The organism is Pedobacter agri (assembly GCF_032678665.1).
Lineage (GTDB): Bacteria > Bacteroidota > Bacteroidia > Sphingobacteriales > Sphingobacteriaceae > Pedobacter > Pedobacter agri_A.
The window spans coordinates 242,365-255,849 of the sequence record NZ_JAVTSH010000009.1 but is presented as its reverse complement, the minus strand read 5'-3'; the positions used below and the strand labels follow the sequence as shown (position 1 = coordinate 255,849).

Annotated in this window: 10 protein-coding genes; 4 read left to right on the top strand and 6 right to left on the bottom strand. The window is 39.3% G+C overall.

Features of this window, described 5'->3' with window-relative positions:
- Positions 1–17: 17 nt before the first annotated feature.
- Positions 18–383 (bottom strand): YtxH domain-containing protein, encoded by a 366-nt coding sequence (locus R2Q70_RS18755; protein WP_316809078.1) that lies wholly within the window; start codon positions 381–383, stop codon positions 18–20.
- Between the two features lie 456 nt (positions 384–839).
- On the opposite strand from R2Q70_RS18755, the gene R2Q70_RS18750 reads away from it, so the two are divergent.
- The 4 genes from R2Q70_RS18750 (at position 840) to R2Q70_RS18735 (ending at position 5,750) form a co-directional block, all read left to right on the top strand.
- Positions 840–1,220 (top strand): OsmC family protein, encoded by a 381-nt coding sequence (locus tag R2Q70_RS18750; RefSeq protein WP_316809077.1) that lies wholly within the window; start codon positions 840–842, stop codon positions 1,218–1,220.
- 84 nt (positions 1,221–1,304) lie between these two features.
- Positions 1,305–2,558 (top strand): DUF2130 domain-containing protein, encoded by a 1,254-nt coding sequence (locus R2Q70_RS18745; RefSeq protein WP_316809076.1) that lies wholly within the window; start codon positions 1,305–1,307, stop codon positions 2,556–2,558.
- A gap of 220 nt (positions 2,559–2,778) precedes the next feature.
- Entirely contained in the window at positions 2,779–4,914 is a 2,136-nt protein-coding gene (locus R2Q70_RS18740; RefSeq protein WP_316809075.1) for a glycoside hydrolase family 97 protein, read from the top strand.
- A 359-nt stretch (positions 4,915–5,273) separates the two neighbouring features.
- Entirely contained in the window at positions 5,274–5,750 is a 477-nt protein-coding gene (locus R2Q70_RS18735; protein ID WP_316809074.1) for an acyl-CoA thioesterase, read from the top strand.
- Here the strand turns inward: R2Q70_RS18735 and R2Q70_RS18730 are convergent.
- From R2Q70_RS18730 to kdpB, 5 genes are all read right to left on the bottom strand, one after another.
- Positions 5,747–7,501, bottom strand: a complete 1,755-nt coding sequence (locus tag R2Q70_RS18730; protein WP_316809073.1) for an ATP-binding protein — start codon at positions 7,499–7,501, stop codon at positions 5,747–5,749. The two genes, R2Q70_RS18735 and R2Q70_RS18730, sit on opposite strands and share 4 nt — an antisense overlap.
- A gap of 479 nt (positions 7,502–7,980) precedes the next feature.
- Entirely contained in the window at positions 7,981–9,105 is a 1,125-nt protein-coding gene (locus R2Q70_RS18725) for a sensor protein KdpD (protein WP_316809072.1), read from the bottom strand.
- A 342-nt stretch (positions 9,106–9,447) separates the two neighbouring features.
- Positions 9,448–10,518, bottom strand: coding sequence for a porin (locus R2Q70_RS18720; RefSeq protein ID WP_316809071.1), 1,071 nt, complete (start codon positions 10,516–10,518; stop codon positions 9,448–9,450).
- A 250-nt stretch (positions 10,519–10,768) separates the two neighbouring features.
- Positions 10,769–11,329, bottom strand: a complete 561-nt coding sequence (locus R2Q70_RS18715) for a K(+)-transporting ATPase subunit C (RefSeq protein WP_316809070.1) — start codon at positions 11,327–11,329, stop codon at positions 10,769–10,771.
- Between the two features lie 119 nt (positions 11,330–11,448).
- Positions 11,449–13,476, bottom strand: a complete 2,028-nt coding sequence (kdpB, locus tag R2Q70_RS18710; protein ID WP_316809069.1) for a potassium-transporting ATPase subunit KdpB — start codon at positions 13,474–13,476, stop codon at positions 11,449–11,451.
- Positions 13,477–13,485 lie beyond the last annotated feature (9 nt).

The following is a 13,485-nucleotide window of genomic DNA, read 5'->3' as shown; positions in this document are numbered from 1 at the left end:
TCCAACATTTTTGAAAATTATCCTTGTCCCTCTTGCACCTGACCATTTTCATGGGCATGCTCCAGAATTTCTTTGATGTCTGACTTCGCTTTTTTGGTAACCTTATGCTTAAAATGAGGCACCTCATGTTCAACAATATCTTCCTCAATTGCTTCCACTCCAAATACTTTTTCTTTCAAAAGGTTGTATTTATCCTGAAAACCATAGCGTAAATTTTTGGCGCCACTGGCAATTTTGCCTCTGGTTCCAGCACCGCTATCAGGTGCAAATAAAACACTAATTACTGCTCCTGCAGCTAATCCAGCAACTAACGCCAAAGCAATTTGAGCATTGCTGTTTGATTTGTGGGCAAAATATTTTCCGATTAACTTTCTGTACTTCATGATATTGTGTTTTTAAAAGCAACAAATGCTAGGTTATAATGTTTCGTTATTTTTAAATTCAATAGCTGAAAATGATTTTTTTGAAGCGCAATTGCGGTGCAATTATTAAAAAACAGTCCCGCTTTTCGTTTCAATCTTTTTTACTCCTGTCAATCGTCACCAGTTCCCGTCATTGCGAGGAGGCACGACGTGGCAATCTTTTTCAGAAGTACTTTTAAAAAAGTATTTCCACTTCAATCGGGGCTAAACGGCAAATGCTTTTGTTATTTGGAAGGTTTGCATAGTGCTTAACCCTTGTTTCTAAACCTGATTATAGTGGAAAGCCCGCAAGCGAGGTACGAGTGCGGACTTGGAATGGTAAGCAGGGCTGCAAGCTGCCATGTACATGGAACCCTTCATTTTCCAGAAAAAAATAATTTGATTTTAGGTAAGTTTAAACTTTTAAATTGAATAATAATGGTAAAAGCAACAATAAACAAAGCGCATTATGCGTGTGCGGTAACAAACGGAACACATGATATCGTGATTGATGAACCTGCAGATTTAGGCGGAACAAATAAGGGCTTTGCGCCAAAGGGCTTGCTGATGGCGTCACTTGCATCTTGTGTAGCCATCACGCTGCGGATGTATGTCGATAGAAAAGGTTGGGCAGTTGATAAAATTGAAGTGGAAGTGAACATGGGTATAGAGAATGCGCAAAATATTTTTCTGGAAGAGATTACCTGTACCGGCCAATTAACTGAAGAGCAGAAACAAAGACTAGAGGATATTGCGGCGAAATGCCCGGTAAGTAAAATCCTGACGGCAGGTAACGAAGTTCGGTCGAAAGTGCTTTAAGCAAATGGTGCAAAACTCGTTTACCTTTTCCTAAAAAGCTTTAATATCTTTGCACCTCTTCAACTTTGTGATTAAAAATTATTTATGGCTACCGAAATTAAATGCCCAAACTGTGCTCATGTTTTTCCGATGGAAGAAGCCATGGCCGAAGATTATAAAAGAGAGCTACGTGATAAGATGATTGCTTTTACGAAGGAAAATGATGCTAAGTTGCAGAAAAGACTTGCTGAATTTGAGAACGAAAAACAGCAGCAGCAAAAAACTTTCGAAGCTAAACTGATTGAAGAGAAGAACAAGCTGAAAGGCGATTTGGAAGAAAATCTGCGTAAAAGTATTGCATCGGATTTTGAAACCAAATTGCAAATGCTGGAAGGCAATGCAAAGGAAAACGAAGAAAAACTAAAGCTTGCACGAGAAAAGGAGTTAGAATTTTTGCGTCGGGAGCAAAGTTTAAAGCTGAAAGAGGAAGAAATGGAGCTGGCTTTTCAGCGTAAAATGCAAGAGCAACGCAATGAATTGGTAGAGCAAATTCGTAAGCAGGAGGCCGAAAAAAATAGCATTAAAGATACCGAGCATCAGCTTCGTTTAAAAGAGCTTGAAAAACAACTCGACGACCAGAAGAAACTGGCGGAAGAAATGAAACGCAAAGCGGAGCAGGGCAGTATGCAATTGCAAGGCGAGGTACAGGAGTTGATTTTGGAAGAATTGCTGCGTAGCAATTTTCCGTTCGATTTAATTGAAGAAGTGGGCAAAGGTGTTCGTGGTGCAGATTGCGTACAGGTTGTACGTAATCAATTCGGGCAGGAGTGTGGTAAAATTATTTATGAAAGTAAGCGTACCAAAGATTTCGGAGGCGACTGGATTGAGAAACTGAAAAAAGATATGCGAAGTATGGGTGTTGATGTAGCGGTAATCGTGAGTCAATGTTACCCAAAAGGCATGGATTGTTTCGGGCAGAAAGATGGTGTTTGGATTTGCTCTTTTGAGGAAGTTAATGCAGTAGCTTATGTGCTGCGTGATGGAATTTTACGTTTATCTACAGCAATGAAATCGCAGGAAAACCGAGGTGACAAAATGCACATGTTATATGATTACTTGACCGGAGCCGAATTTTCTGAGCAATGGAAAGCCATTCGTGAGGGTTTTATGAGCATGAAATTGTCTATTCAACGTGAACGTGATGCCATGGAACGCTTATGGAAAGCCCGTGAGAAGCAACTTGAAAAGGTATTGTTAAACGCTACGCATATTCGCGGTTCAATTGAGGGCATTGCTGGCAGCGATAGCATTCAGCTAAGCCTGACTGATGATGAGGATGAAACTTTGTTGTTGGATTAGCGTTAAGCGTTTGTCGTTCTGAGCGCAGCGAAGAATCTCATGGCATAGAAGTCTAACGCTGAATAATTTAATGAATAAAAATTAGTGGGGTAATTTGATGCAGCCCTATTCGGTTGCGGATTCTTCACTGCGTTCAGAATGACAAGATAATGTAAAAAAGATTTCTCCAAGGTCGCAATGACGGGGGAGTATAAAAGAATTAGAAAATAAATTATATAAAGTGAATAAAAACCTAAACAAAAAATCGATTAACTGCTCTCAACTGCTAGTAATTATTTGCCTTTTCCTTTTTTCCGGGAACGTTTCCGGACAGGAGTTAAAATCGCCTGATGCGAATTTAGTGGCCAAATTTGCATTAGCAGAGGGTGGTGTGCCCACTTACAGTTTAAAGTATAAAGGCAAAGAAGTAATCAAAACGAGCAAGCTTGGCTTGGAGCTAAAAGATGGCAAAAACTTAAGCAATGGTTTTACGATAAGCGATAGCAAAACCAGCACCTTTAACGAAACCTGGAAACCGGTTTGGGGCGAGGTAAAGGAAATCGTAAATCATTATAATGAGTTAGCGGTTACTTTAACACAAAAGGAAAGCAATCGTTTCATTATTGTGCGCTTGCGTTTATTTAACGATGGTTTGGGTTTCAGGTATGAATTCCCGGAGCAGAAAAACCTCGATTACTTTGTAATTAAAGAAGAAAGAACACAATTCGCACTAGCCGGCGACCATAAAGCGTTTTGGCTACCTGGCGATTATGATACACAGGAATACAGCACCGTGACTTCGAACTTATCAGAGGTTCGGGCTAAAATGAAAGATGCAGTTACGCCAAATGCATCGCAAACTACTTTTTCGCCAACGGGTTTACAAACACCTTTAATGATGAAAAGCAAAGATGGTTTGTACATCAACATTCACGAGGCAGCTTTAATTAACTATTCTTTAATGTCGTTAAATCTGGATGATCAAAACATGGTTTTAGAATCGTGGTTAACGCCAGATGCAGTAGGAGATAAGGGTTATTTACAGGCGCCATGCGTAACGCCATGGAGAACCATCATTGTGAGCGATAAAGCTGGTGATATTTTAACTTCGAAATTAACGTACAACCTTAACGAGCCTACAAAATTCAAAGACGTATCCTGGATTAAACCGACCAAATATGTTGGTGTTTGGTGGGAAATGATTACCGGTAAAAGCACCTGGGCTTACAACGATTTAACCAGTGTTCAGTTGGGTATAACTGATTACTCGAAAACTAAACCGAACGGAAAACATGCGGCAAATACTGCTCACGTAAAAGAGTATATCGATTTCGCTGCTAAACATGGTTTGGATGGTGTTTTAGTTGAAGGCTGGAATGAAGGCTGGGAAGATTGGTTTGGAAAGACAAAAGATTATGTTTTCGATTTTGTAACGCCTTATCCTGATTTTGATGTGAAGGAATTGCATCGCTATGCGGCAAGCAAAAACGTTAAAATGATTATGCACCACGAAACATCTTCTTCGGTTCGTAATTATGAGAGACATTTAGATACCGCCTACAAATTTATGAAAGCCAATGGTTACGATGCTGTAAAAAGCGGTTACGTAGGCAATATGATTCCTCGTGGAGAGCACCATTACGGACAATGGTTAAATAACCATTATTTGTATGCCATTGAAAAAGCTGCGGAATATAAAATTATGGTGAATGCACATGAAGCGGTTCGCCCTACAGGTTTGGCTCGTACTTACCCGAACTTAATCGGAAATGAATCTGCCCGTGGAACAGAATACGAAGCCTTTGGAGGTAACAATGCTGACCATACAACCATTTTACCTTTTACCCGTTTGATCGGCGGTCCGATGGATTATACGCCTGGTATTTTCGAAACCAAGGTAAGTGCTTATAATCCGGAGAACAATTCATTTGTACATACCACAATCGCTCGTCAGTTGGCGTTGTATGTTACGATGTATAGCCCGTTGCAAATGGCGGCAGATTTACCAGAGACTTATAACAAACATTTAGATGCTTTCCAGTTTATTAAAGATGTGGCAGTTGATTGGGACGACACGAAAGTTTTAGAAGCCGAGCCTGGAGATTACATCACATTTGCCCGTAAAGCAAAAGGCAAAAACGATTGGTTTGTTGGCAGAACCAATGATGAAGTTGCCCGTACTTCGAAAATTGATTTCAGTTTTTTAGATGCTGGTAAAAAATATACAGCAACCATTTATGCTGATGCGAAGGATGCGCATTATGAAACGAATCCAAAAGCTTATACCATCCGCAAGATGGAAGTAACCAATAAAACCAAGTTAACTTTAAATTGTGCACCAGGTGGCGGTTATGCGATAAGCATTATGGCAAAATAGGTTTACTGATTTAACCGCAAAGAACGCTAAGTTTTTCGCGAAGGAATTAAGATGAAGTCGTGGCATTTAGCTACGGCTTTTTTTGTTGGCAGAAGATGATCCCGCAGATTAAAATGATTTACGCAGATTTATAATTTTCTCTGCGATTAACATAGACGTTTCGTCATTGCGAGGTACGAAGCAATCCTAAAGCGAAAGTATTGAATAGCTAATTTTTTAAGATTGCTTTCCAATGTTCGGGACAAGCTGTGCCTCGCAATGACGAATATGGTAGAACACTTTTCATTTTAAAAAAACTTCTCTTTCTTTACGTTTTCACTTTGCGTACTTTGCGGTTACCAAAAACAAACACAACTAAAATGGCCAGGACAAAAAATCACATAGAACTACAATTCTTAAGCGAACCATCGGATGTAAATTATGGCGGAAAAGTGCATGGTGGCATGATGATGAAGTGGATTGATCAAGCCGCTTTTGCCTGTGCCTTACAATGGAGCCAAACCTATTGCGTTACGGTTTATGTTGGTGGAATCCGTTTTTTTCATCCAGTTCACATCGGTCATTTAGTTAAAATGGAAGCCAGGATTATCTATACAGGCAAAACCAGTATGCACATTGCTGTGGATGCTTTCTCAAAACCTGTTGGTCAGGCAGAATTTGTGAAAAACACCCACTGCATCATTGTTTTTGTAGCTGTTGGCGATGATGGTCAGCCAAAACCCATTCCATCTTTCAAGCCAAAAACAGATAAAGAAATTGCGATGCATGGCTATGCCATCAAGCTCATGGAATTACGCAAAAGTATTGATAAGGAAATGGAACCTTATATTGTTTAAGCTTGATTGATCGGTAACCTAAAACTAAAACGGCTTCCTTCTCCAATCGCACTCTCAACCCAGATTTTTCCTTCCTCGGCTTCGATAAAATCTTTGGAAATGGCTAAGCCCAAGCCAGAACCCGATTTGTTTTGTCCATCAGTGGGCACCTGAAAATACCGCTCGAACAGACGTTTCTGGTATTTTTCATCAATTCCTTTTCCAAAATCCTGAACCGAAAACTGAATAAATTTATCTTTCTGGAAAACATCAATTTTAACGCTTGATTTTTCTGAACTGTATCGCAATGCATTTGATAAGAAGTTAACCAACACCCATGCCGTTTTCTGAATATCAGCATTAACTTTCGGCAGATTTTGATCACAATTTAGTTCCAGTTTTATCGATTTCTGTTCTGCCTGAAATCTAACCGCATCAACCGCATAATGCACAATATCTTCCGGTTTGGTTATGGCGAAAGTAAGTTTTAAATTTCCGGTTTCTACCTGAGACAAATCCAACAATTCGCTGGTGATTTTGAGCAATCTATCGCTATCCTCTTTGATGTGGCTTAACAACTGAATTTGCTCTTCATTCATGTTGCCGATACGTTCGTCGTTTAGCAATTTTAAGCTCATTTTTATGGATGATAGCGGCGTTTTTAGTTCGTGTGAAACGGTTGCGATGAAATTTGTCTTTGCTTCATCAAGTTCTTTAAACTGTGTGATATTTTTCAGTACATAAACACTTCCTGCCGATTTTGAAGATTCAAATAATGTTTTATCTTCAGGCGTTTCGTAATTTGGGATGATAATTTCGCGATTCTCTAACTGAAAATATGATTCCCTTTCATCAGCATAAATTTTTAATGTTTTTTCTTCTTTTTCAGGCTTGATGATTCTTTTCAATAATTCATTTTTTTTCATCAGTTCTGCGGCGTTTTGTCCGATGATTTTTTCTTCGTCGAGGTTCATCAGCTTTGCTGCCAAATGATTTAAAAATAGGATTTCGCCTTGCTCGTTTAAGCCGATAATGGCATCCTGCATTTGTGCAATGATGGCTTCGATACGCGATTTCTCAGATTTGATTTTCGAAAGATTGCTATTTTCCCACTCATTTAGTTTTACAACCATGCCATTAAATGAATCTGCAAGTTCCGTAAACTCATCTTGGTTATTGAAATGTAGTCGCTGCTTATAGTTTTTTCTGCCGATTTGTTTTATCGCATCGCTAAATTCTGCCAGCGGATTCGCGACAAAACCCGGGAAGTTCACGATGAATGTAAACAGGATCAGGAAAGCAATCATTGCCGCAATAGAGATGTATAAATTTGCCTGGGAGGATGTTGCATTTGCCATTTCATTTTTATCATAAATGGCTTTCATATTCACCTCTTCTATGTTTTGAAGTGCGGAACGTAAACTTTTCAAACTGTTTTCATTGATACTTTCTGTTGAAGAATTTTTTAGTGTTTTATACGCTAGTTCTAATTTCTGAAAGGCTAATTTCTCTCCGGTTTCCGTAATGTTTTGTCCTTCGTTGCTTAGATTTTGCTCAAATACTTTTGCCTTTGCTGCAGGTAATGGAAAATTGCTTTCATCAATTACATTTCGCATGGCTGCAACATATTTCAACGATTTGTAATTGTCTTTCAGGATGACTTTTGATTTATCTGAAAGTTCGTTTAAAAAGAATAAGGCAATCAATCCAAAGGATAAAACGATGATGAATAGAAATCCGAATCCGAGGCGAAGCTTGGTTTTTATTTTCATGATGATGATTTTTGTATAACCGCAAAGTTCGCGGAGTTTTTCGCAAAGCACACAAAGCTAGTTTCTAAAACTCGGTGTATTTTGTGGTTTTTCCTGGTGCGTTCTGTGGTGAATAATTTTAGGGTTTTATCACAGCGGACACCGAGTTATTCACAGCGAAACACCAAGATAGTTGCCATCAACTTTGTGTCCTTTGCGTTTTTTCCTTTGTGTTCTTTGTGGTTAAATTTTAGGGTTTAACCACAGAGGACACGGAGTTTTTCACAGAGAAACACCGAGATAGTTTCCATTTACTTTATGTCCTTTGCGTTTTTTCCTTTATATTTTTTGCGGTTAAATATTTTAAGGTTTTACCACAGAGAAACACCAAGATAGTTGCCATCAACTTTGTGTCCTTTGTGCTTTTTTCTTTGTGTTCTTTGTGGTTAAATAACTTCAAAACTTTGCGAAAAACTTAGCGTTCTTTGCGGTTAACCCATTTACGATAATATAACTAAATCAATTTCTTTGGCTGCTAAATTACGCAACAGCTGATTAAAAATTGCCGTTCGCATGATGACCTGAAAAATTGTTAAATGTGGTTTTCCAATACAAACGGTTGTGATTTCTTTTTCTGTGGCCATGTTAATAATAGTTTGGGTAATTTGGTTGCTTTTTACTTTAATCAGTTCGGCTCCTAATTCGGTTGCGAGCTTAAAATGATTAATCAAATGTCGTTGTTTATCGAGTTTTATTTTGTCGAAACTTTCTGCATCGCTCTGCACATACAAAACAATCCATGGCGAACGGTAGTAGGATGCCAGTCGGGCAGTTTTTCTAATCACCACCCCAGCGGTTTCAATATTTGAGGATATACAGGCTAAAAACCTTTCCGGACGTAACTTGATGGATTTTGGAATCTCTGTCTGAATTTTTCGCTCCACCTGATGCACCACTTCTTTCAAAGCCAATTCCCTTAATTGCAAAATTTTATCAGCCTGAAAAAAGTTTTGCAAAGCCCTTTCAATTTTGCTTTTATCGTATATTTTTCCCTCTTTTAATCGGGTTACCAATTCATCGGCTGTTAAATCGATGTTTACGATTTCATCAGCTAGTTCGAGAATTTTATCGGGAATCCGTTCGGTAACGTTGATGCCGGTAATGTGTTCGATTTCTTCGTTTATGCTTTCTAAATGCTGAATGTTTACTGCCGATATCACGCTAATTCCAGCCTCCAATAAATCAAAAACATCTTGCCAACGCTTCTCGTTTTTACTGCCTTCGGCATTGGTATGTGCCAATTCATCGACAACAACAATTTCCGGGTGACGGTTTAAAATGCCCTGCAAATCCATTTCATCAATTTCTTTACCGCGGTAGAAAATATTTTTCCGTGGAATTAAGGGTAAACCAGCAACCAAAGCTTCAGTTTCTGCTCTTTTGTGCGTTTCTACATAACCAATGCAAATATCGATTCCGCTGCGCAAAAGTGCATGAGATTCCTGCAGCATCCGGTAGGTTTTGCCCACTCCAGCGCTCATCCCAATGTAGATTTTGAGTTTTCCTCGTCTCGATTTTTTGATGAGGTTGAGGAAGTGTTTAACAGAATCGTCTTTGTTTTGCATGGTGTTTTAATCTTTTTCACTACATGGCAGTTTTTATTCTGCAATTTGCATTCCCCTCTTTTAGAGGGGCGCCCGCAGGGCGGGGTGTTTATTTGTCTTGGCCAGACGGGCTTTTTTCTTTTGACAACAAAAGAAACAAAATTGCCGGCTGAAAATTTTTGTATTAAAGTTAGAAGCTCTGCTTTGGCAGTATATCCCCAAAAATTTGTTAGGCCGGTTTAATGTAGAACGAAGATTTTCTGCTAGGGCCATGTTGGATGCTAAGCCAAGCGTGAAAAGCTATCGTACAATTTGTTCATACACTATATCTTTCCGTGATTTCCGTGTTTCAGTGGCAGTCTTCTAAAAAGCCACTGCAATACTCGCCGTTACTGTAGTATTCGCCGTTACTAAACTACTTTCTCTGGTAAAAATTTTGTCTTTACTGTCATAAGTTTTGCCTTCTAAACGGATCACTGCATTTGAAATTGGCGAGTAATCTAGGTTTAGAGAATAACCTTTTGTTTTGAAACCATTTGGTGTTCCTGTTGAAATAAAAATACCATTTTTATCTTCATAGTATTCGAATCTACCTGCAACAGCCCATTTTGGAGCAAACTTATATTGTGCAATTGCCACAGGCGATAATATTTCATTTTTCTCGCTACTGCCTTTAACTTTTTGCTGTGTTCCGTAATCGAAACCAAGGGTTAAACCAAATTTATTTGTGAACTGAAAAACCCCATAAACATTGTGGTACAATCGGTTTACACGAACAGAATCTGCACCTTCAGTTCCTAAATAATTGCTGTAATTTACCGTGATTTTATCAGTAGGTTTCCATGTTAATTGTAAACCACCAGCGGGTTTGTTATTGCCATCAACACGGGTAATTCTTTGCCATCCATTCAGGTAGAGTAGGGTCGCGGTTAATTTTCCATCTTTTGTGCCATAAGTAAGTTTTGCTCCAGATTCATAATATGGTGTGTTTTCTGATGCAATATTTCGGGTCAATACCCAGCAATCTTTAGAAATGGCACTTTCAAAACCAATATGTGAAGCGAAAATTCCGGCATCAATCCACAGGTTTTCTGATTGGGAAAGTTTAACGCCTGCATTGGCTTCGAAAATATTTTTTAAAACGCCTGGTTCAGCTGCTAGGTTTGCATTGGCGTAAGTCCCAGCCATTACCGCCAGATTTGCCCGGATTGAACCACTATCATAAGCCGCTTTAATAAAACCTAAATTCAAGTTTACCTCGTTTGCACGATTGTGAGAATATATAAAGCCTGGGCGGTTATGGTCAGCGTGTTTGTTGAAATCGTACCCGTAGTAGGTTTCTAAATAGCCTGAGAATTTTACTTTAGGTTCGTCCTGAGCGAATGCAGTTAAGCTTGCCGTTAATGTTGTGATAAGGGTGATTAATTTTTTCATGATAATAAAGTGATTTATTGATTTGAGTTGCCCGTTTAGTCAATCGTCATTTCGACCGCAGTGGAGAAATCTTTGGATTGTACGATGAAAGGTTCAAAGATTTCTCCATTTCGCTGCGCTTCAGTCGAAATGACGGACACCATTTAAAATTTTGATTTTTACGGTCGTCGTCACCCTGAATTTATTTCAGGGTTTCTTTTGCATTAAGATGCTGAAATGAATTCAGCATGACGACGTTCCAATAAAGCCGCTATAAATTATCCAGTGCTAAATTCAGTTTCAATACGTTTACCGATGACGGTCCAAACAAACCCATCAATGGTTTTAACGTGTTCATCGCCACTAATTCTTTAACTTTCTGCTCGTCAATTTTACGGGCCTTTGCAACTCTGGCAATTTGTATTGCCGCACCTTGTTCAGAAATATTCGGGTCTAAGCCACTACCTGAAGCGGTAACCATATCGGCAGGAATATCTGATTTTTTTAACCCTGGATTATATTTTAACAGCGTATCAATTCTCGATTGAACTTCTTTCAAATAATCTGGATTGGACGGACCTTTATTTGAACCTGCAGAGCCAGCCGCATTGTAAGCAACTGCTGATGGACGACCCCAGAAATATTCGGGTTTAGTAAACGATTGACCTAGTAAAGCGTAGCCAACAGTTTTACCATTTCTGGTGATTTTTTCTCCGCCACCTTTTCCGTTAGAAAGTTTGCCAGCTAAAGCAATGCTGATGGGATAGATGATGCATAACAATACGATTAAAACTAAGGTTAAGCGTAGCGATTGTATGATGTATTTTTTCATGATATTATTTTTTGTTGTCATGCTGAGGAACGAAGCATCTCATTCAAAGTTGCACTGCCTATTTTTAGCAAGTGCTAATCACTTTGAGATTCTTCGCTGCGCTCAGAATGACATGTTATTTAAACAAGCAACCCAATTACTAAATCAATTAATTTGATGCCGATAAATGGAGCGACAACACCTCCGATGCCATAAATGAATAAATTTCTACGTAGCAAAGCCGTTGCGCCAATTGGTTTGTAGGCCACACCTTTAAGTGCCAGTGGAATCAAAACCGGGATGATAATCGCATTGAAAATAACGGCCGACATAATGGCGCTTTCTGGCGTATGCAATCCCATGATGTTTAAACTTTGCAAAGCTGGAATGGAAGCGATAAACAAAGCCGGAACGATGGCGAAATACTTGGCTACATCATTTGCGATAGAGAAAGTGGTTAGTGTTCCTCGGGTAATTAAAAGTTGCTTTCCAATTTCTACAATTTCAATCAATTTCGTTGGGTCGTTATCCAAATCAACCATGTTTCCAGCCTCTTTCGCAGCTTGGGTTCCGCTGTTCATCGCTACACCAACATCAGCTTGTGCAAGTGCAGGTGCATCATTGGTACCATCACCCATCATGGCAACCAGTTTTCCTAAAGCTTGTTCATCTTTAATGTAATTCATTTTATCTTCAGGTTTTGCTTCTGCGATAAAATCATCTACGCCAGCTTTTTCGGCAATGTATTTAGCAGTTAAAGGATTATCGCCGGTAACCATTACTGTTTTCACGCCCATTTTCCTTAAGCGTTCAAAACGTTCACTGATGCCGGGTTTGATGATATCCTGTAATTCTATCACACCTAAAGCCTTTTCATTTTCCGAAACCACTAAAGGTGTTCCGCCGTTTGTGGCAATGGATTTAACATGGTCTTCAATATCTGATGGAAAGATATTTCCAGCTTTTTCCACTATATTCCTGATGGAATCAAATGCGCCTTTTCTGATGCGTCTTCCGTCTGTGGTATCTAGTCCGCTGGAGCGGGTCTCTGCGGTGAATTTTATAAATGTTGAACCTTGTGGTGTACCTGTATTTTTAAAGCCTTGTTCGGCTGCTAATTCGATAATTGATTTTCCTTCCGGGGTTTCATCAGCTAAAGAACTCAGTATGCAGGCATCGGTAAAATCTTTAATGACTACACCTGCAGTGGGATAGAAGTTGGTTGCCTTACGGTTACCAATGGTTATTGTTCCGGTTTTATCCAAGAGTAGCACGTCAATATCGCCTGCCGTTTCTACAGCCTTACCCGATTTGGTAATTACATTTGCCCTTAAAGCCCTGTCCATTCCGGCGATACCGATTGCCGATAATAAACCACCAATGGTTGTCGGGATTAAACAAACGAACAGTGAAATTAATGCTGCAATGGTAATTGGCGTGTTGGCATAATCGGCGAATGGTTTCAGTGTTACGCAAACGATAATGAAAACCAATGTGAAGCTGGCCAACAAAATAGTCAGCGCAATTTCGTTAGGTGTTTTCTGGCGAGATGCACCTTCAACTAAAGCAATCATTTTATCTAAAAAACTTTCGCCGGCAGCGGTACTCACCTTAACTTTTATTTCATCTGACAAAACTTTTGTTCCGCCGGTTACAGAAGATTTATCGCCACCAGATTCAAGAATTACGGGAGCAGATTCACCTGTAATTGCCGATTCATCAATGGTTGCAATACCTTCGATAATTTCCCCATCGGTTGGAATGGTATCGCCGGATTCACAAACAAAAACATCACCTTTTTTCAGTTGATTAGATGAACGAATTTCAACTGTTCCATCATCCAAAAGAACTTTTGCAGGTGTTTCTTCACGGGTTTTACGCAAGCTATCTGCCTGTGCTTTGCCTCTAGCCTCAGCAATTGCTTCTGCAAAGTTGGCAAACAAAACCGTTAACAACAGCACTAAAAAGATGAAGAAATTATACAATGGAGAACCTTGTTCGCTGTTGCTGAAAGAGTACACGGTAACGTAAGCCATTACCAAAGTGCCGATTTCAACGGTGAACATTACCGGGTTACGAACCATTACCCGCGGGTCGAGTTTGATGAAAGATTGTTTCAATGCAGTTTGCACTAAAGCGGGTTCAAATAATTTATTATTGGGTTTCATTTTTAAATA

What these genes read in the sequence shown, in the direction of transcription:
- R2Q70_RS18755 (WP_316809078.1), bottom strand. Translation starts at nt 383, where the DNA reads ATGAAGTACAGAAAGTTAATCGGAAAATATTTTGCCCACAAATCAAAC.
- R2Q70_RS18750 (WP_316809077.1), top strand. Translation starts at nt 840, where the DNA reads ATGGTAAAAGCAACAATAAACAAAGCGCATTATGCGTGTGCGGTAACA.
- R2Q70_RS18745 (WP_316809076.1), top strand. Translation starts at nt 1,305, where the DNA reads ATGGCTACCGAAATTAAATGCCCAAACTGTGCTCATGTTTTTCCGATG.
- R2Q70_RS18735 (WP_316809074.1), top strand. Translation starts at nt 5,274, where the DNA reads ATGGCCAGGACAAAAAATCACATAGAACTACAATTCTTAAGCGAACCA.
- R2Q70_RS18730 (WP_316809073.1), bottom strand. Translation starts at nt 7,501, where the DNA reads ATGAAAATAAAAACCAAGCTTCGCCTCGGATTCGGATTTCTATTCATC.
- R2Q70_RS18725 (WP_316809072.1), bottom strand. Translation starts at nt 9,105, where the DNA reads ATGCAAAACAAAGACGATTCTGTTAAACACTTCCTCAACCTCATCAAA.
- R2Q70_RS18720 (WP_316809071.1), bottom strand. Translation starts at nt 10,518, where the DNA reads ATGAAAAAATTAATCACCCTTATCACAACATTAACGGCAAGCTTAACT.
- R2Q70_RS18715 (WP_316809070.1), bottom strand. Translation starts at nt 11,329, where the DNA reads ATGAAAAAATACATCATACAATCGCTACGCTTAACCTTAGTTTTAATC.
- kdpB (WP_316809069.1), bottom strand. Translation starts at nt 13,476, where the DNA reads ATGAAACCCAATAATAAATTATTTGAACCCGCTTTAGTGCAAACTGCA.